Origin of the sequence: Olsenella uli (assembly GCF_016899935.1) — a bacterium.
Classification (GTDB): domain Bacteria; phylum Actinomycetota; class Coriobacteriia; order Coriobacteriales; family Atopobiaceae; genus Thermophilibacter; species Thermophilibacter uli_B.
In genome coordinates, this window is the sequence record NZ_JACJJK010000002.1 from 49,098 (window position 1) to 66,318 (window position 17,221).

The following is a 17,221-nucleotide window of genomic DNA, read 5'->3' on the forward strand; positions in this document are numbered from 1 at the left end:
AATAGTAGCAACTTTCCCCGTGCCTCGCATTTCGTTCACCTCTTTCAAATAAGCGAGAAGATCGTCTCGGCGAGGCCGTCGTGGTCGTTGTCGAACGCCGTCACCCGCGACGCGGCGTCGCGCACCTCGGCGGGCGCGTTTGCCATGGCCCAGCTCTCCCCCACCGCGCGCAGCATGTCGATGTCATTGCGGCCGTCGCCGAAGGCGGCCGCGTCCGCGGCGCTTACCCCCAGATGCCGGCAGACGGCCTCGACCCCCTCGGCCTTGCTCACGCGGCCGTCCATCACCTCGCAGAGGATGGGCGACGAGCGCACCACGGCGAGGTTGGGGAACGCCGCGCCCAGCTCGCGCTCCGCCCGCTCCACCGAGGCCGGCTCCCCCACGAGGAGGAACTTGTGGAGGCCCCGCTCCGAGAAGTGCTCCTCGAGCGTTCCCTCGACGGACTCCACGCCCACGATGCGCTCCTCGCGCGCCACGCGCGGGTCCGAGCGGTCCGACGTCACCCACGTGTGATAGCCATACGCCATGCAGCAGACGTCCGGCAGGGCGCAGACCACGTAGTCACGCACCTCGAGCGCGCACCCGAGCGCGATGGGCCTGCTCAGGAGCTCCGCCCCGGCGGCGTCGAGCACGTAGGCGCCCCCGTAGCACACGACGGGCCCCGCGTTGCCGAGCTCGCGGCGAATCTGTTCGAGCGCCTCGGGCATGCGCGCCGAGACGAGCACGAACGGGACGCCGCGCGCTCCGAGCCCGCGCACCGCCGCGGCCGTGCGTGGGCTCACGCGATGCGAGCCGTCGAGCAGCGTCCCGTCAACGTCGCTGAACACGACCGCGGGCAGGCTGCCCCCACGTTCTTCTCGCCCGCTGTCAGCCCTCTTCGTCATGGTGACCACCTTCCGTCCCGCGCACGCTCGCGCGCACGAACATGATTGGACCCTCGCAGCCGGCCGCGGGCCTGACCTCGTAGGCCCCCACGGCGGCCGGCACGATGAAGGTCTCCGCATAGTGCACCGTCAGGGGCTCGAAGGCGCCCCCGGGGCTTCTGACCACCGCCTCCGCGCCCGCCACCAGGTTGAGCACGTTGAGCGTCCCGCGCGTGTCCAGGCGCGCCGACCCGCCGGGCGCCACCGTGTAGCGCCGGCACAGGATGGGCTCGAGCTCATGCAGGCCCGTCACCTCCACGCGGTCGGCGCCGCCGGGCTCGTCGACGTCATGCGCGCGGTTGACGAGGTTCTTCTCCACCCACTCGGTCGTGCGGTCCCAGCGGATGACCTTGCCCCCATGCTCCAGGTGCACCGGGCGGGGACGCCCGTCAAGGCCGAGCCGACCCCAGTCCCAGAGCTTGAAGGTGAAGAGGTACGGCGTGGCGCTGATCTCCAGCACCATCGTCCCCGCACCCGAGCAGTGGACCGTGCCCGCCGGGATGAGAAAGTGGTCGTGCGGCCGTGCCGGGACGCGGTTGACGTAGCGCTCGGCATCGAAGGGGGCGCCGCCGGCGTTGGCGTCCTCGAGCGCGCCCATCATCTCCCCTGGGTCCACCCCCTCGCGAAGGCCCAGGTAGACGCAGGCCCCTTCCTCCGCGTCCAGGAGGTAGTAGCTCTCGTCCTGCGTGTAGGCCATGCCGAACTCCCGGCGGATGTAGTCCGTCGTGGGATGGACCTGCAGGCTCAGGTTCTGCCCGCCCATGGTGTCGAGCAGGTCAAAACGGATGGGGAACTCCGCCCCAAAGCGCGCGTAGACGCCCTCGCCGAGAAGCGCGCGTGGCCTCAGGAGCGTGAGGTCCATGGCGGGCAGGCGCACGACGCCGCTCTCCAGATCGAAGGCGATCGCGTTCTCCTCCGGGACGCCGTCGAAGGACCAGGCGTAGTTGGGCGCGTCCGCGGGCAGGCCAAAGCGCTCGCGCATCCACTGGCCGCCCCAGACGCCCGGGTCGAAGTAGGGCTCGGTCCTGAAGGGGCGACTGGACGCCGCGTCGAGGGCCTCCTGGAGCGCCGCGCCCGTCATGGCCCGCGGGACGCCCCGCTCGTCGGTCCCCACCACGTAGTCCGCCCGTCCGAGCAGGCCCGCCTTGTGCCGGTCGGCGACGCGCCACTCCACGAAGTAGCCGCGCTTGACCTTGCGCAGCACGTCCTCGTCCCCGTTGTCGCAGCCGTAGCTGGGCATGCCGGCGCGGTAGCGCAGCTGAATCTCCCAGCGCGTCACGTCCAGGTAGACGAGCACATCGCCGGGATGCACGAGCGCCGCCCCAAAGCCGCAGACGAGCACGAGGCCGCTCACGCCCTCGACGCGCCAGCGCGCAGCGAGAAGGGCGCGGGCGTCCATGAACTCCTCGAGCCCGCAAAAGCACATGCGGCCGAAGACCCGGTCGTCCGTCAGGAAGGGCTCCATGCGACGCGTAAGCTCGGCGGGCTCGGGAAAGAGCGTCCGCGTGTCCACGACCGCGTCCGGGCGCAGGCGGACCATCTGCGAGATGACCTCGTCATCCCAGACGCCGGGATAGGAGTCGCACACCAGGACGCAGCGCCCGCCGTTCTGCGCGCGGACCTCCCCCACGCGCCTAGAGAGCTCGGCGAGAAGGGCGTCATAGCCCACGATCGCCCGGTGCCCGGGCACGCGCACGGTCGGATGTCTGTCGTATGCCATGATCTTCTCTCACTTGATCGTCGCGCGCATTCTCCGGTTATCCCCACGATGCCACCGGCTAGCTGTCGTTCTCCTCGCTCTTGTCGTTCTTCTCGCCTTTCGCGTTCTTCTCGCCGCCCTTGCCCTTCCCGTGCTCGAGGGCCCACTCGTCGAGGTCCACGCCGGCAGCCGCGAGGATGTTCCTCACGTTCTTCTTAGCGTTGGTGGTCCCCACCTTGAGGACCGCCGAGACGAGCGCCCCCACGACGAGCAGCACGACCCCCAGCACGCCAAAGCCCGTCCCGCCCCCGCCGTAGAAGCCCCAGTAGCCCACGATGAAGCCGATGGCCAGAAGCGAGTAGCCGATGCGCAGCCAGACGTTGAGGCGCTGGATGGCGTCGGTCTGGAGCTTGGCCTCGCGGATGAGGTCGTCGCGGGTCCAGTTGGAGGTGTCGAGTGCCATGGGAGTTCCTCTCTATGGGGCTGCCCGGGCCGCAGGGGAGATGCGGCCCGGGCTCTGAAGGAGGACGCTCAAGCGAGCGTTCAGCGGTCGTGCGGGCCTTACGCGGCCGTGGCGATCGTGGCGGCGCCGAAGAAGCCACAGCACGCGCCGAGGAAGGCGATCACGAGCAGGATGAGCATCGTGATGATCGGGCTGACCTTCTTCTTGGACATGAGCCACCAGCAGAAGACCGTGAAGATCAGGGGCAGCAGCTTGGGGTAGATGCCGTCGAGCGTGCCCTGCAGGGTTCCGCCGCCCGGGAGCGTGAGGGCCGTGGTGATGGAGACCCACGTGGCGTCAACCGCACCGATGACGATCGTGCCGACCATCACGATGGCCTCGCGCAGGGCCTGGGCGTTGGGGCCCACGAGGGCCTCCACGGCATCACCGCCGAGCTTGTAGCCCTGGTAGTAGGCGAAACGCATGCCGAAGTAGGCGAGCAGGTTCCAGACCACGATATAGAAGATCGGGCCGAGCACGGACCCGCCCTCGGAGAGGCCCATGGCGATGCCGAGCAGGATCGGGATCAGCGTGCCCACGATCAGGGAGTCGCCGATGCCGGCGAGCGGGCCCATGAGGCCGGCACGGATGCCGTTGATCGTATCGTCATCGACGGGCTGGCCGTTGGCGCGCGCCTCCTCGAGGCCCACGGTGACGCCGACGATCATGGTGCCGATCTGCGGCTCGGTGTTGAAGAACGCGGAGTAGGTCTGGAGGGCCTTGGTCTGGTCGTCCTTATTGTCGTAGAGGTCCTCGACGATCGGCAGCATGGAGACCAGGTAGCCGAAGGTCTGCATGTGCTCCTGCGAGAAGCACGTGAGGTTGCCGTAGTACCAGTTGCGGAAGGACTTGGCGAGGGCCTTCTTGGAGACCTTGCGGCCGTCCTTCTGATCGGCGGTGGTGTCAGCCATTAGATGTCCTCCTCATCCTCGTCGTCAACGGTGGAGGCGTTGAGCGCACCTGCGGCGCCCACGCGCTCGACCTTCAGGCGCAGCGTAGTGATCTCGTAGTTGATGAGCGCGAAGAAGCAGGCGATCGCGGAGGCGGCGATGAGGTTGCAGCCCATGACCGCAGCGAGCGTGAAGCCGAAGAAGAACGGCAGGAAGTCGGTGGCCTTGGTGATGACCTGCTTGAGCAGGATGGCGATACCGACGCAGGGAAGCAGCGAACCCACGGCGAACAGGGTCTTCATGGGGATGCCGTCCATGGGCAGGCTCGCCAGCAGGTTGTTCACCGCGTCGCCGCCAAAGTAGACGAGCAGGAACGTGGGCAGGAAGGAGCAGATGATGTGGGAGATCCAGGGCAGGACCATGTCGACGAGGTAGAGCTTGTGGGTGTCGCCCTTCTCGAGCCACTTCCAGCCCATGGCCTGCCAGGCCAGGTTGATCGTCGCGGTGCCGTAGAACAGGATGGCGCCGAGGGTGCCGCACGTGGCGCCGAGCGAGGTCGCGAGGGCCGCAGCCTCCGCGCTGCCGGCGTCAAGCCCCTGGGCCTTGACGGCGATGAGGGCGAGCGGGATGCCGATGTAGCAGGCCGCGCGGACGTCGGCCGAGACGGTGCCGCCGGGGGTGACGAGGGCGATGTAGACCACCTGGATGGCCATGCCGACGAGAATGCCGTCGGTGACGTCACCCAGGATGATGCCGACCACCAGGCCGGCGACGAGCGGGCGGCCGAGCGTGTAGTTGCCGATGGACGTGCCGCCGAGGCCGGGCATCGAGGCCAGGCAGGCGAACAGTCCGAGCAATGCGGCCTGGAACGCGTTGATTACCATACGTACCACCTTTCTAGTGCGTGGGCCCGTGAGGGCTCCTGCAGCCTGTCACCGGGCGCCCTCCCGGGCGGGCGCCCGATGTCGTGCACGAAGCGAGGGCTAGTCGGTGTAGCCGAACTGGCCGCGGAACTTGTCCCAGGGGCCCGTCTCCTTGTCGGGGATCAGGCGGAAGTCCACGGCGTAGCCCTTCTTGGAGATGGCCTCCAGGGCGTCGGCCTCCTCCTGGGTGATGGACTGGTTGTTGCCGATCTTGGTGGTGCCGGGACGGTCGTTGCAGGGCCCCACGATGACGGTCTTGACGTCATCGGGCACAAAGCCAAAGTTCACGAGGATCTCGGCCATGTCCACCGGGTTCTTGGTGATCAGGAAGTAGCGGGTCTTGCTGTCGAGGACGGTCTGGGCCTTCTCCTTGAAGTGGTCCATCGTCCAGACGAAGGTCTTCTTGTCCGGCGCTGCGCTCTTGTAGGCGCTCTTGAGCACCGGGTTGGACGCCGCGGCATCGTTGACGGCGATGATGCCGTCGCAGGGGTACTCGACCGCCCAGCGCGTGACGGTCTGACCGTGGATCATGCGGTCGTCGATGCGAACGAACGAAACTGCCATGTCTGCTCCTTCTCTCATGCAGCGGACCTTCCGCCGCGCTTCTTACTAGAGGTCCTCGTCCTCGTCATTGTCGCCGAGGTCGAGCTCGACCTCGCGCATGGCCGCCTGGCCCTCGGAGACAGCGGAGGCGCAGAGGGCCATCGGATCGTCCGTCTGCAGGTCAAAGGCCGCCGTGAGCGCCATCGGCAGGCTCACGCCGCCAAAGGCGCGCGTGCGGGCGAGCAGCCCGCGCCCGGCGAGCACGTTGAGGGCGTTGGTGAGCGGGGACCCGCCGATGATGTCGCCCATGACGATGACCTCGTCGCCCTCGCCGATCTTCTCGACCACCTTCTCCAGCTCGGCGACGTACTCGTCGGCGCCCTCGCCGTCGCGCAGGCTGCAGCTCAGGATGTCCTCGCGCTTGCCCACCAGCATGTCGAGCACGCTGTGCAGGCCCGGCGCGAACGTGCCGTGGCTCACCAGAAGCAGATACCTCATGTCGTTTCCTCTCGCGTGATTGTCGGGGCCGCTTTTCAGGTCCCTGTTCGTGATTTGATTGTTGCTATTAACTATTAACGGGGCAATCGGATAGTTGCCAGCGGTAACTATTCGTCGGTTAACGGTAGCAACTATTTCGGTTTGAAACTACAATCACGGCATACCGAGGCGTGGCCTTCTAGGAAAAGACGGCCTTGTACCAGCGGATTCTCATAATTCGCGCCCTTGTCGCATGGGTGTCTAAGAAAACGGGACCTTGGCCACCGGAACCGGCCTACAGGTGCGCACGGGCGGGAATTCCTAGAGTCGCGCGGTACACGGGCGGCGATTCCGGGACGCCACCGGGACAACCCCGGCGATTTTCGGAAGGGCTCGCGACAAGGGCGGCGATTCCCGGACGCCGCCGGAACAACCCCGGCGATTCCCGGACCGCGCGGCGACAAGAACGCCGATTCCTAGAATCGCTCCGCCCAACGGCCGAGAAACGCGCCCACGGCGCCCCAGTAGCGCCCCGGGTCGGCGAAGACGGAGCAGCAGTGACCAGCGCCCGAGAAGGTCACGAGCTCGTGGCCCGTCCCCGCAGCCGCGAGCTCATGGGCCATCGCGACGGGGACCACGCGGTCGAGCTCGCCGTGGAGCAGCAGCACCGGCACCCGCACGTGCGCGAGCGCGTCGACCGGACGGGCGAGGCGCAGGTCGTACCCGCCGGGCGCGCGCAGGAGCCGGCGGCGCGCGACGTCGAGCAGCGGGTGCGCCGCGACCGGTGGCGTCCCGAGCGAGCCCGTCTCCACGACGTTTTCCGCCGCGCGCCAGAAGTCGGCGTAGCCCGAGTCCGCCACGCAGGCGAAGACCTGCGGCGGGAGGTCCTTCTCGGCAGAAGCCATGAGGCAGGAGGCGGCGCCCATCGAGATGCCCATGAGCGCCACGCGGGCGCCCTCCCCCGCCCGGGCCGTGACCCAGCGGGCCCACGCCACGAGGTCGCGCCGGTCGAGCCAGCCGCAGCCCACCCAGTCCCCGCCGCTCGCCCCGTGGGCACGCAGGTCGCAGAAGAGCAGGTTGAAGCCCATGTCGGCAAGCCGCCGGGCGAAGGTGAGGCCGGCGCGCCAGTTGTCGTGGTAGCCATGGGCAAAGACGACCCAGCGCGGGGAGTCCGGCCGGCACGCGAGCGCGTGGCCGACGAGGCGGGTCCCGTCGTCGGAGGCCACGGACACGTCCTCCACGCCTGCGGGCAGCTGATGCAGCCAGCGCCAGGTACGGTCGGCCTCCTCGGCGCGGTCCCACTCCATGACCTCCCCCTCGTGCGCGGAGAGGCCCGGGGACATGTCGCGCACGCGCGCGTCGCCGCCCCCGCCGAGGTAGGGCCCCAGCTCCTCGGAGCCCAGGTCGCGCTGCGGCCCCAGGACCGCCGGCAGCAGCCTGCCGGCGAGCGCCGCCGCGACGAGCCCACGAACGGCCGACGGCCTCCTGTTCCTCTCGTTCATAGGCCTCCTCACAGCGCGGCGAGCAGCGCCTCGCACCCGGCGAGCACGTCGCGGTACGTGGCGTCGAAGTCGCCGGTGTACCAGGGGTCGGCCACGTCGCCGGGCCGGCCGGTCCAGTCGAGCAGCCGGCTCACCTTGCCGTCCGGGTCGGCGCCGAGGATCCGCCGCAGGCCCCGGGCGTTCTCCGCGTCCATATAGATGATGTGGTCCCACGAGCCGTACTCGTCGCGCCTGACCTGCCGCGCCCGGTGCCGCCCGACCGGGATCCCCTCCGCGCGCAGCTTGGACACGGTCCCGTGATGGGGCGGGTTGCCGAGCTCCTCGCGGCTCGTCGCGGCGGAGTCGATCGTGAACTCGTCCGCGCGGCCGACGCGGCGGGCGAGCTCCTCCATCACGAACTGGGCCATCGTCGAACGGCAGACGTTGCCGTGGCAGACAAAGAGGATGCGGATCATGGAGAGCCTTTCGGGAGACGCGGGCGCTATTCGGTCATGACGCTAGCGCCGCAGGTGGCTGCCGCCGTGCCGGCCGCGCTGCGCAGGGGTCGCCTTCCGGCGCGACGGCCCGGCGCCGCGACGGCGAGCGTCGGCGGCCCGGCGACGGTGCACGTGGGCGTGAACGCCCGCCACGAGCCCGACGACAAGGACCAGCGCGACCACCGCCGCGACGGCGTACATGACGAGGGTCGGGTTGTTGGTGACCCACCAGTCCACATAGGCCGGGATCGAGAGGGACATCGCGTGCGCCACGCCCGCCGAGACCGTGCCGAGCCGCCGCTCGCCAAGGGCGACCGAGACCGTGCCGAGCTCGCGGCCCTCGCTGACCGGCGCCTGGATCGAGCCGCTCCACGACGGCGTGAGCGTCAGGTCGTCGATCGTGGTGTCGGCCGGGACCGTGGCGTAGATGGTCGTCGTGGCCGCCGCGTCGACCTTCTCGCCGTCGCTCGAAAGGGTCACCCCGACCTCGCCCACGACGTCGCCGATGCGCACGACGTCGCCGGTCCGCCAGGCCCCGAAGCCCCACTCCAGAAGCGAGCGCATGTCGTAGAAGCTGCCCGCCACGCCGTCGGCGTCCTCCTCCATCGGCGCGCCGAGCACGACGCCAATGAGGGTCCGGCCGTCGCGCTGCGCCTCGGTGATGAGGCAGCGGCCCGCGTCGTAGGTCGAGCCAGTCTTGCTCGCCACGATCGCGTCGCCCATGTAGACGGGGCTCTCCGGGTCGAGCAGCGTGTCGGTGTTCTCGAGCGTGCGGGCCTCGTTGTCCCCCGTGGCGGGGATGTCCCAGGTCGCGCTGCCCGCGATCTCCGCGAACTCGGGGTGCTTGAGCGCCTCCTCGAACATGAGCAGGAGGTCGTGGGCCGTCGAGTAGTGGTCGTCGTCGTGCAGGCCGCAGGGGTTGACGAAGTGCGTGCCCGTGCACCCGAGCTCGACTGCCCGCTCGTTCATCATGTCGACGAAGTCGTGCCAGTCCCCGCCCGCGACGTAGCGCGCGAGCACGTAGGAGGCGTCGTTGCCGGAGGGGATGAGCAGGCAGGCCAGAAGGTCGCGGACGCTCAGCGTGTCGCCCACCTTGAGGCCCGCCACCGAGCTGTCCCAGGTGACCTCGTCGAGGTCGTGCTCCTCCACGGTGACCATGTCGTCGAGGTCGGCGTTCTCGAGCACCAGGAGCGCCGTCATGACCTTGGTGATCGAGGCGGGGTAGGCGCGCTCGTCGGCCCCCTGCGCGTAGAGCGTCGTGTTGGTCTCGCGCTCGACGAGCAGGGCCCGGGTGCAGGAGAGCGCCGGCGGCTCGTCGGCGGACCAGGTCGCCTCGGGCGCGTCCTCTGCGGCGGCGGGCGCGGGCGCGGCCCCCAGCGCGCACGCGAGGGCGAGCAGCAGGACGAGAAGCGCGGCGAGGTGCGCGCGGCGGCTGGTCTTCACGGCAACCCCCTAGCCGACGAGGGCGAACCAGGCGATCACGGCGACGCCGAGCACGATGCGGTACCAGCCGAACGGCTTGAAGTCGTGGCGGCGCACGAACGCCATGAGGAAGCGGATGACCGCGAGCGAGACCAGGAACGCCACGACGCACCCCACGCCGAGCACGGCCGCCTCGGTGCCCGAGAGCGCGTTGCCCGCGAGGAAGTACTTCACGAGGCGCAGGCCGCTCGCGCCGAACATGACGGGGATGGCGAGAAAAAACGTGAACTCGGCGACCACGGTGCGCGAGCAGCCGAGCAGGAGCCCGCCGATGATGGTGGAGCCGGAGCGCGACGTGCCGGGCACGATCGAGAGCACCTGGAAGAGGCCGATGCCGATCGCGGTCCTCCAGTCGAGCGCCTCGAGCGTCCGCACCCGGGCGCCGGCGTCGGCGAGCTCGGAGCGCGTGGGGGCGTCGCCGAGGTCGGGGGCCGAGAAGTGCCGGCCGGAGGAGGCGAGGGAGGCGGCGCGGCGCTCGCGCACGGTCTCGATCACGATGAAGGCGACGCCGTAGACGACGAGCGCCGCCGCGATCACGAAGGGGCTGCCGAGGTTGGCCTCCATCCAGTCGTCGATGGGGATGCCGATCGCGGCGGCGGGGATGCAGGCCACGATCGTCTTGCCCCAGAGCGACCACGTGTCGCGCTTCTCGCCCGCGCTCTTGCTCGGGGAGAAGGGGTTGAGCCGGTGGAAGAACATCACGCAGACGGCGAGGATCGCGCCGAGCTGGATGACCACGAGGAACATGTTCCAGAAGTCCTCGGAGACGTCCATGGCGAGGAACTGGTTCAGCAGCAGCATGTGCCCGGTGGACGAGATGGGCAGCCACTCGGTCACGCCCTCCACGACGCCGTACACCGCAGCCTTGACGAGCTCTATGAGGTCCATGGTCCTTCCTTCAGCCGACAGCGTTCCTATAGTGGCGCAAGCGGCGCCCGCGCGGCGTCCCGCCACCGAAAATCTACGCCGTTTGGCGGTCCCGAGCTGCCGGACGGCGCCCCGTGGGGAATAAGAGCCGCAGCCTCCGAAACGGCCCGCAGCGGAAGGAGCCCACCATGACCGAACCAACCACCTCCTACCAGGACCTCGGCTACGACAAGATCTTCGTCTCCCTCGACGGCTCGGACGAGCAGGACAAGGTGCTCGACCGCGCCATCGTCATGGCGGCGAACGACGAGGCCGAGCTCTACATCGGACACGTGATCGACTCCACCGCGCTCGAGGCGGCGGGGACCTACCCCGTCGACATTGTCCCCAGCCTGGAGCGTACCTTCCGGGAGTCCATCGCCGAGAAGGTCCGCGTGGCGGAGGGGATGCCGGGCATCAAGAAGGTCGAGGTGCTCGTGCGCGCCGGGCGCATCCGCGAGACCCTCAAGGACGAGATGCTCGACGTGATCCAGCCGGACCTCGTGATCTGCGGGGCGCGCGGCCTCTCCTCGATCAAGTACGCCATCCTCGGCTCGATCTCCACCTTCCTCACCCGCAACACCGACTGCGACACCCTGATCATCAAGTAGCCGGACGTCCCGCACGGCCCGCATGGCCTCCCGTCGGCCCCGTCGCACGGCGGGGCCGACTCGTGCAGAAACGGTGTTTCCCGCCGCCCGTAGGTAGAATGGGAGGGTCTGTACGCTCGTGCGCCCGTCCCGACCGGTCGCCCAACGACGGAGGAATTCTGACGTGATAGCAGGTAAACGCACGGGAACGAGAGTCTTTGGCGTCCTTCTCGCCGGTCTTCTCGCCTGTGCGGCGTGCCCGTTCGTCGCCCGGCCCACCGTGGCCGCCGCCGACCCGATGGGCGAGCTCCAGGAGATCCAGCAGCAGATCGAGCAGGGCAACGCGGACTACGAGGCAGCCACCGCCCAGGTCGAGGAGATCCAGGGCCAGATCGACGAGAACGAGGACCGCATCGCCGAGATCGAGGCGGAGCTGCCGGACGCCCGGGACCGCGCCGCGTCGTCCATGCGCACCCTCTACAAGATGCAGCAGAGCTCCGGCGGCCTCGTGGAGCTGCTGCTCGCCTCCGATGACTTCTACGACCTCCTCTCCACGGTGCAGTACCTCGACGTCATCCAGTCCAGCAGCACCGACGCCCTCGACGAGCTCGTCGCGCTCGAGGGCGAGCTCGAGATGACGCGCGCCAGCCTCAGCTCGCAGATGGAGGAGGCGGAGGAGCAGCAGGCCGAGGCCGAGGCCGCGCTCGAGGCCGCCAACGCCGCCCGCGCCGAGCTCCAGGCGCAGATCGCCGCCCAGGAGGCCGCCGAGGCCGCCGAGCGCCAGGCCGCGCTCGAGGCGGCCCAGAAGGACCAGGGCAACTCCTTCACCACAGAGTCCGGCAACCAGGCGCCGGTCGAGGTCCCCTCCTCGCCCAACGCCGGCAGCGTCGACTGGAACATGGACCGCGAGTCCTTCATCAGCAGCTGGGCGTCGCGCATCGACGCCTACCTCGCCGGCTCCCCCCTCGCCGGGCAGGGCCGCACCTTCGCCGAGGCCGCCTGGGAGTACGGCGTGGACCCGCGCTTCTCGCCCGCGATCTCCATGGTCGAGAGCACGCAGGGCCGCTACTGCTTCCTCCCCCACAACGCCTGGGGCTGGGGCAGCTCCAGCTGGGGCAGCTGGGAGGAGGCCATCTGGGACCACGTGGCCGGCCTCGCGGCGGGCTACGGCGGCCAGCTCACCTACGCCGGCGCCCTCAAGTACTGCCCGCCCAACGCGGACCACTGGTACACGAGCGTCCTGGCCAACATGCAGCGCATCTAGGAATCGCCGCCCTTGTCGCGGGGGCGCCCGGGAATTGGCGACCTTGTCGCGCGCGCTTCTAAGAAATCCGGGCCTTGTCCCACCGAGTTCCAGGAATCGCCGCCCTTGTCGCAATTTGCTCCGGAAATCGTCGGGCTTGCCACGGATATGCGGTCCAACGGGGAACAAGGCCGAACTTTTCTAGAACGCGCCGGGACAAGGTCCCCACTTTTTTAGAACGCTCCGTACCAAGGGCGGCGTTTCCCGGATCGGCTCCCCGTGCCCTACGCCGTGAGGTAGACCATCACGATGATGAGGGCAAAGCCCACGAGCTCCGCGCCCGAGAAGGGCGTGGCCAGCCACACGACCGAGGCGACGGTGGCCGTGACCGGCTCGATGGTCCCGAGCAGGCTCGCGCGCATGGAGCCCGCGTCCTTGACGCCCTGCAGGTAGAGCGCGTAGGCGCCGAAGGTCCCCGCCACCACGCAGAGCGCGAGCACCGCGACCGCCAGGCCGTCGAGCGCCGGCATGTGCTCCCACGGCCGGTACCACGCCGAGAGCACCGCACCCGAGACCAGAAACGCCAGGCCGTTCACCGTGAAGTTGCCCCAGCGCGCCATCGGCGCGGCGGGCAGGACCGCAAGGCACGCCGCCGCGACCGCGCAGCCCAGGCCCCACGCGAGGCCCTCCGGCGGGAGGTTGAGCTGACCGGGGTTGCCGCCCGTGGCCACGAGGTAGGTCCCCACAAGCGCGAGGCCCACGCCCAGAAGCTCGCGGCGGCGCGGGCGGCGGCGCATCTTGAGGCACACGTACGCCAGCACGAGCACCATGCCCAGGCTCTGCATGATCGTGGCCGTGGCGGAGTTGGTCCAGTCGATCGCCTCGAGGTAGGCGACCTGCGAGAAGAGAATCGCCGCAAAGCTCACGCCGAGAACCTGCGCCAGGCCGCTCGGGCTTCTCAGCACGCCCGCCAGCTGCTCGCGGCCGCGCGCGGTCAGCGCCGCGGCGGCGAGGAAGAGCCAGCAGGCCGTGAGCTCGCGCACGCAGACGAGCCACAGCGGGTCGATCGCGTAGGTGTCCATGAGCCACTTGGAGACGGTCCCGTTGAGGCCCCAGAGCGTGCCGCCCACCAGCGTCGCCACGATGCCGCGCCGGATGCGCCGTCTCTGCTCGTCGTCCTTCTCGCCCACGCGTCCCCCTTCCTCGCACAGCGGTCGATAGCCTACCACGGCCCGCCTGCGCTATGCTCGACGCTGAGAGATTTGCGTCCAAGGAGAAGAACATGGCCGAGAAGAACTTCACAGAGCCGCGCGCCGAGCTCGCCGCGGGCACGCGCCACGCCGGCTTCACCGTCACGTCCGCGGAGCCGCTGCCCGAGCTCTCCGGGACGGCCTACGTCATGCACCACGAGGCCACCGGCGCCCGCGCACTGTGGCTGGCCTGCGCGGACGTCAACAAGGCCTTCGCGATCAGCTTCAAGACGCCGCCCGCCGACGACACGGGCGTCTTTCACATCCTGGAGCACTCGGTGCTGTGCGGGTCGGAGCGCTACCCGGTGAAGGAGCCCTTCGTCAACCTGCTCAAGACGAGCATGCAGACGTTCCTCAACGCACTCACCTTCCCCGACAAGACCATGTACCCGGTGGCCTCGACCAACACGGCCGACCTCGAGAACCTCATGAGCGTCTACCTGGACGCGGTGCTGCACCCCGCGATCTGGCACCGCCGGCGCATCTTCGAGCAGGAGGGCTGGCACCTGGAGGCGGCGGACGGCGGCACCCTCAGCTACAACGGCGTGGTCCTGAACGAGATGAAGGGCGCGATGTCCGACCCCGACGACGTGCTCTACCAGGCCCTCACGCGCCGGCTCTTCCCCGACACGTGCTACCGCTTTGAGTCGGGCGGCAACCCGCGCGCCATCCCCACCCTCACCTACGAGGCCTTCCTGGACACCCACGCGCGCCACTACGCGCCGTCCAACGCCTACGTCTTTCTCTACGGCGATCTGGACGTGGACCGCGAGCTCGCCCTCGTGGACGAGGCCCTGCGCGGCGCCACCGAGCGCGGGGCGGGCGCGCCGAACGAGCTCGCTCCCCAGGCACCCGTGCGCGCCGAGCGAACGGAGGTCCGCATGGCAACGGCGCCGAGCAACTCCGAGGTCGGGCTCTCCTACGTCATCGGCACGGCGGCCGACCGCACGCGCGTGCTCGCGGCGGACGTCCTGCTCGACGCCCTCTGCGGCTCCAACGAGGCGCCCCTCAAGCGGCGCGTGCTGGACGCAGGCCTCGCAGACGACTTCTCCGCCACGCTCATCGACGGCGTGCTCCAGCCGCAGGTCATGTTCACGCTCAAGGGCCTGAGGCCGGGAGCGGGCGAGAGGTTCCGCGCGCTCGTGGAGTCCACCTGCGCCGAGCTTGCCGAGGGCGGCATCCCGCGCGACAAGCTCGAAGCCTCGCTCGCCCAGGCCGAGTTCAACCTGCGCGAGGGCGACTGGGGCGGCTACCCTGACGGCGTGGCGCTCGCCATGCAGGCGATGTCGAGCTGGCTCTATGACGACGCGCGGCCCGTGGACTACCTGCGCTACGAGGACGCGCTCGCCACGCTCAAGCGCGGCCTTGCCGAGGGGCTCTTCGAGCGGCTGCTGCGCGAGCTCGTCTGCGAGAGCGCGCACTGCGCCGAGGTCGAGCTCGTGCCCGTGGAGGAGGGCGACGCGGACGAGGAGGCGGCCGAGCTCGCGCGCCTGCGCGCCGGCATGGGCGAGAAGGACCTCGAGGCCGTCCGCGCCGAGGTCGCGGCGCTGCGCGCGGAGCAGGAGGCGCCGGACTCGCCCGAGGCGCTCGCGACGCTCCCCCAGCTCAGGCCGTCCGACATCGGCCCGGCACCCGCCGAGCCCGCCCCGCTCGACGTGGCGGCGCCGCTGCCCTGCGTGGCCCACGAGCTCGACACCCACGGGATCGACTACGTCTATCACTACTTTGACCTGCGCCGTCTCGACTTTGCCGAGCTCCCCTACGCCGGCCTGCTGACGGACCTCCTCGGCCGGCTCGCCACGGCGCGCCACAGCGCCTCCGACCTCGACACCCTCGTGGAGACCCGGCTCGGCGGGCTCGACTTCTTCGTCGAGACCCACACGCGCGACGACGACCTCTCCTTCGCCGCGCCGACGCTGGTGGTGGGCGCCTCCGCGCTCTCCGAGAAGGCCGACGCCCTCACGGAGCTCCCCGCCGAGGTCTGGGGCGAGACGGACTTCACCGACCTCGCCCGGATCCGCGACATCCTGACCCAGCGCCGCGTCGCCCTCGAGCAGTACTACCTGAGCTCCGGGCATGCCGCTGCCCTCGGCCGCACGGGCACGTACTTCTCGGCCGCCGCCGTGGCCTCGAGCGCGATGGGCGGGCTGGACTACTACCTCTTCCTGCGCGAGCTGCTCGAGCACTGGGACGAGCGGGCCGCCGAGCTGCCGGGCCGCCTCGCGGGCGTCGCGCGGCGCGTCTTCGCGGCGGACAACGTGACCGTGAGCTTCACCGGGCCGGCCGGCGACCGCGCCCGCTTCTGGGAGCGCGGCGGCACCCTCGGCCTGGTCCCTGCGGAGGACGCCGGGGACCGCCTCGTCGTTCCCGCGCCGACACCGCGCCGCGAGGCCTTTGTCATCCCCTCCGACGTGGCCTACGTCGCGCGCGCCTCGGCGCCGTCCGCCGTCGACCCCGGCAGCATCGGGACCTGGCAGGTGGCCACGCGCGCGCTCACCTACGACTACCTCTGGAACGAGGTGCGCGTGAAGGGCGGCGCCTACGGCGTGGGCTTCAAGCGCTCGACCGAGGGCCTGCGGCAGTTCTGGTCGTACCGCGACCCCTCAGTGGACGCCACGCTCGGGCGCTACGACGGCGCGGCTGCGTGGCTCGCCGGCTGGCGGCCCACCAAGGACGAGCTCGACGGCTACGTCGTGGCCACGGTCGCCGCTCACGACGCGCCCGTGAAGCCCCGCCAGCTCGCGCGGCGCCAGGACGTGGCCCGCTTCAACGGCCGGCCCGCCGCCTGGCGCGACGAGGTCCGCGCGCAGGAGCTCGCCGCCACGGCCGACGACGTGCGCGAACTCGCCGCGGCGCTCGCCGACGCCGAGGCGCCGAGCGGCGTCTGCGTCTTCGGCGGGCGCGACGCGATCGAGGCGAGCGAGGTCGCCTTCGACGCCGTGACCGAGCTCTGCTAGGGTACGGGCGACGCCGTCCTTCTCGCCCGTCTTTCTCGCCCGTCTAGAAAATGGCGCCCTTGTCGCAGGCGCTTCTAGAAAGTGGGGACCTTGCGCAGTTGGACGGCCCGTCCGCCGCGCAAGGTCCCCAAAAGCTAGACAAATTCCCTCCAGAACGCGCAATCCCGCGTTTTCCTAGAAGCCGTCGCAGCAAGGTCCACGTTTTCTAGAACCGCTCGCGACAAGGGCGGCGATTCTCGGAACACCACGTGACAAGGGCGGATGTTCCTAGACGAGAAGGTCGTCGACCCCCAGCTTGGGCACGTGATGCGTGTTGGTCTCGAAGTCGCGCCAGTAGGCCACGCCGCGCTCGGCGTCCGCCTCCTCGAGGACCACGGTCTCGTCCGCCGCAGGGTAGCCGAGGGCGCAGAGGAGCAGCGGCTCGAGGCCCTTATCGTCAAGGCCGAGAAGCCCGGCGAGCCCGGCGTCGAAGCTCGCGACCATGCAGCCCGCGAGCCCCGCCGCCCGCGCGGCGAGCATGATCGTCTGGGCCGCGATGCCCGCGTCCTGGTTGCGCAGGGCGTTCGCGCGCGAGCCCGCCGGCCCCGCGATCGTGACGTAGGCCGTCGGGCGCTCGCCGGCTGCGGGACCGTCCCACTCCTTGAGCAGGCCGGCCCAGCGATGGTGCGCCTCGACCTCGAGCGCCTCGGCGCCCGTGCTCAGATGGAAGCGCAGCAGCTGCGTGTTGTTGGCGGTCGGTGCCAGGCGGGCCGCCCCCACGAGCGCCCGCAGCATTGCCTCGGGAACCGGGCGCCCCTCGTCGAAGCGTCGGTACGTCCGCGACGCGGCCACCAGCTCGACGAACTCGCTCTCGTTCAC

Annotated in this window: 16 protein-coding genes; 3 read left to right on the forward strand and 13 right to left on the reverse strand. The window is 70.0% G+C overall.

The window, feature by feature from the left end:
- Nucleotides 1-44: 44 nt before the first annotated feature.
- From H6A07_RS02030 to H6A07_RS02080, 11 genes are all read right to left on the reverse strand, one after another.
- Nucleotides 45-884, reverse strand: a complete 840-nt coding sequence (locus H6A07_RS02030; protein WP_204812900.1) for a Cof-type HAD-IIB family hydrolase — start codon at nucleotides 882-884, stop codon at nucleotides 45-47.
- The gene (locus H6A07_RS02035) at nucleotides 868-2,643 is read right to left on the reverse strand and encodes a class I mannose-6-phosphate isomerase (protein WP_204812902.1); all 1,776 of its coding nucleotides are present in this window, start codon (nucleotides 2,641-2,643) and stop codon (nucleotides 868-870) included. The genes H6A07_RS02030 and H6A07_RS02035 overlap by 17 nt, the downstream gene beginning before the upstream one ends.
- Nucleotides 2,644-2,701: 58 nt before the next feature.
- Nucleotides 2,702-3,085, reverse strand: a complete 384-nt coding sequence (locus tag H6A07_RS02040) for a hypothetical protein (RefSeq protein WP_204812904.1) — start codon at nucleotides 3,083-3,085, stop codon at nucleotides 2,702-2,704.
- A 98-nt stretch (nucleotides 3,086-3,183) separates the two neighbouring features.
- On the reverse strand, nucleotides 3,184-4,035 hold the full coding sequence (locus H6A07_RS02045; RefSeq protein ID WP_204812906.1) for a PTS system mannose/fructose/sorbose family transporter subunit IID: 852 nt from the start codon (nucleotides 4,033-4,035) through the stop codon (nucleotides 3,184-3,186).
- On the reverse strand, nucleotides 4,035-4,898 hold the full coding sequence (locus tag H6A07_RS02050; RefSeq protein WP_204812908.1) for a PTS mannose/fructose/sorbose/N-acetylgalactosamine transporter subunit IIC: 864 nt from the start codon (nucleotides 4,896-4,898) through the stop codon (nucleotides 4,035-4,037). The genes H6A07_RS02045 and H6A07_RS02050 overlap by 1 nt, the downstream gene beginning before the upstream one ends.
- A gap of 99 nt (nucleotides 4,899-4,997) precedes the next feature.
- Nucleotides 4,998-5,501 carry a PTS system mannose/fructose/N-acetylgalactosamine-transporter subunit IIB gene (locus H6A07_RS02055; RefSeq protein WP_204812910.1) on the reverse strand — a complete coding sequence of 168 codons (504 nt, stop codon included), beginning with the start codon at nucleotides 5,499-5,501 and terminating at the stop codon, nucleotides 4,998-5,000.
- Nucleotides 5,502-5,546: 45 nt separating this feature from the next.
- Nucleotides 5,547-5,978, reverse strand: a complete 432-nt coding sequence (locus tag H6A07_RS02060; protein ID WP_204812912.1) for a PTS sugar transporter subunit IIA — start codon at nucleotides 5,976-5,978, stop codon at nucleotides 5,547-5,549.
- A gap of 455 nt (nucleotides 5,979-6,433) precedes the next feature.
- Nucleotides 6,434-7,459 carry an alpha/beta hydrolase gene (locus H6A07_RS02065; RefSeq protein ID WP_204812914.1) on the reverse strand — a complete coding sequence of 342 codons (1,026 nt, stop codon included), beginning with the start codon at nucleotides 7,457-7,459 and terminating at the stop codon, nucleotides 6,434-6,436.
- An 8-nt stretch (nucleotides 7,460-7,467) separates the two neighbouring features.
- On the reverse strand, nucleotides 7,468-7,914 hold the full coding sequence (locus H6A07_RS02070) for a low molecular weight protein-tyrosine-phosphatase (RefSeq protein WP_204812916.1): 447 nt from the start codon (nucleotides 7,912-7,914) through the stop codon (nucleotides 7,468-7,470).
- A 42-nt stretch (nucleotides 7,915-7,956) separates the two neighbouring features.
- Complete coding sequence (locus H6A07_RS02075; protein ID WP_204812918.1) at nucleotides 7,957-9,378, reverse strand: serine hydrolase; 1,422 nt, start codon at nucleotides 9,376-9,378, stop codon at nucleotides 7,957-7,959.
- Nucleotides 9,379-9,387: 9 nt separating this feature from the next.
- Complete coding sequence (locus H6A07_RS02080) at nucleotides 9,388-10,305, reverse strand: undecaprenyl-diphosphate phosphatase (RefSeq protein ID WP_204812920.1); 918 nt, start codon at nucleotides 10,303-10,305, stop codon at nucleotides 9,388-9,390.
- A gap of 167 nt (nucleotides 10,306-10,472) precedes the next feature.
- Here H6A07_RS02080 and H6A07_RS02085 point away from each other — a divergent pair, with 167 nt between their 5' ends.
- Both H6A07_RS02085 and H6A07_RS02090 read left to right on the forward strand, forming a co-directional pair.
- Complete coding sequence (locus H6A07_RS02085; RefSeq protein ID WP_204812922.1) at nucleotides 10,473-10,934, forward strand: universal stress protein; 462 nt, start codon at nucleotides 10,473-10,475, stop codon at nucleotides 10,932-10,934.
- Nucleotides 10,935-11,097: 163 nt separating this feature from the next.
- The gene (locus H6A07_RS02090; RefSeq protein ID WP_239471001.1) at nucleotides 11,098-12,177 is read left to right on the forward strand and encodes a coiled-coil domain-containing protein; all 1,080 of its coding nucleotides are present in this window, start codon (nucleotides 11,098-11,100) and stop codon (nucleotides 12,175-12,177) included.
- Between the two features lie 263 nt (nucleotides 12,178-12,440).
- Here H6A07_RS02090 and H6A07_RS02095 read toward each other — a convergent pair whose 3' ends face one another.
- On the reverse strand, nucleotides 12,441-13,346 hold the full coding sequence (locus H6A07_RS02095; RefSeq protein ID WP_342636537.1) for a DMT family transporter: 906 nt from the start codon (nucleotides 13,344-13,346) through the stop codon (nucleotides 12,441-12,443).
- Nucleotides 13,347-13,438: 92 nt separating this feature from the next.
- Between H6A07_RS02095 and H6A07_RS02100 the strand changes: the two genes are divergently transcribed.
- Nucleotides 13,439-16,363 carry an insulinase family protein gene (locus H6A07_RS02100; protein WP_204812926.1) on the forward strand — a complete coding sequence of 975 codons (2,925 nt, stop codon included), beginning with the start codon at nucleotides 13,439-13,441 and terminating at the stop codon, nucleotides 16,361-16,363.
- A 267-nt stretch (nucleotides 16,364-16,630) separates the two neighbouring features.
- On the opposite strand, the gene H6A07_RS02105 is transcribed toward H6A07_RS02100, so the two are convergent.
- A complete protein-coding gene (locus H6A07_RS02105; protein ID WP_204812928.1) occupies nucleotides 16,631-17,221 on the reverse strand; it encodes a nitroreductase family protein in 591 nt (196 codons plus the stop codon).

What these genes read in the sequence shown, in the direction of transcription:
- H6A07_RS02060 (WP_204812912.1), bottom strand. Translation starts at nt 5,978, where the DNA reads ATGAGGTATCTGCTTCTGGTGAGCCACGGCACGTTCGCGCCGGGCCTG.
- H6A07_RS02030 (WP_204812900.1), bottom strand. Translation starts at nt 884, where the DNA reads ATGACGAAGAGGGCTGACAGCGGGCGAGAAGAACGTGGGGGCAGCCTG.
- H6A07_RS02080 (WP_204812920.1), bottom strand. Translation starts at nt 10,305, where the DNA reads ATGGACCTCATAGAGCTCGTCAAGGCTGCGGTGTACGGCGTCGTGGAG.
- H6A07_RS02065 (WP_204812914.1), bottom strand. Translation starts at nt 7,459, where the DNA reads ATGAACGAGAGGAACAGGAGGCCGTCGGCCGTTCGTGGGCTCGTCGCG.
- H6A07_RS02085 (WP_204812922.1), top strand. Translation starts at nt 10,473, where the DNA reads ATGACCGAACCAACCACCTCCTACCAGGACCTCGGCTACGACAAGATC.
- H6A07_RS02055 (WP_204812910.1), bottom strand. Translation starts at nt 5,501, where the DNA reads ATGGCAGTTTCGTTCGTTCGCATCGACGACCGCATGATCCACGGTCAG.
- H6A07_RS02050 (WP_204812908.1), bottom strand. Translation starts at nt 4,898, where the DNA reads ATGGTAATCAACGCGTTCCAGGCCGCATTGCTCGGACTGTTCGCCTGC.
- H6A07_RS02035 (WP_204812902.1), bottom strand. Translation starts at nt 2,643, where the DNA reads ATGGCATACGACAGACATCCGACCGTGCGCGTGCCCGGGCACCGGGCG.
- H6A07_RS02045 (WP_204812906.1), bottom strand. Translation starts at nt 4,035, where the DNA reads ATGGCTGACACCACCGCCGATCAGAAGGACGGCCGCAAGGTCTCCAAG.
- H6A07_RS02100 (WP_204812926.1), top strand. Translation starts at nt 13,439, where the DNA reads ATGGCCGAGAAGAACTTCACAGAGCCGCGCGCCGAGCTCGCCGCGGGC.
- H6A07_RS02070 (WP_204812916.1), bottom strand. Translation starts at nt 7,914, where the DNA reads ATGATCCGCATCCTCTTTGTCTGCCACGGCAACGTCTGCCGTTCGACG.
- H6A07_RS02040 (WP_204812904.1), bottom strand. Translation starts at nt 3,085, where the DNA reads ATGGCACTCGACACCTCCAACTGGACCCGCGACGACCTCATCCGCGAG.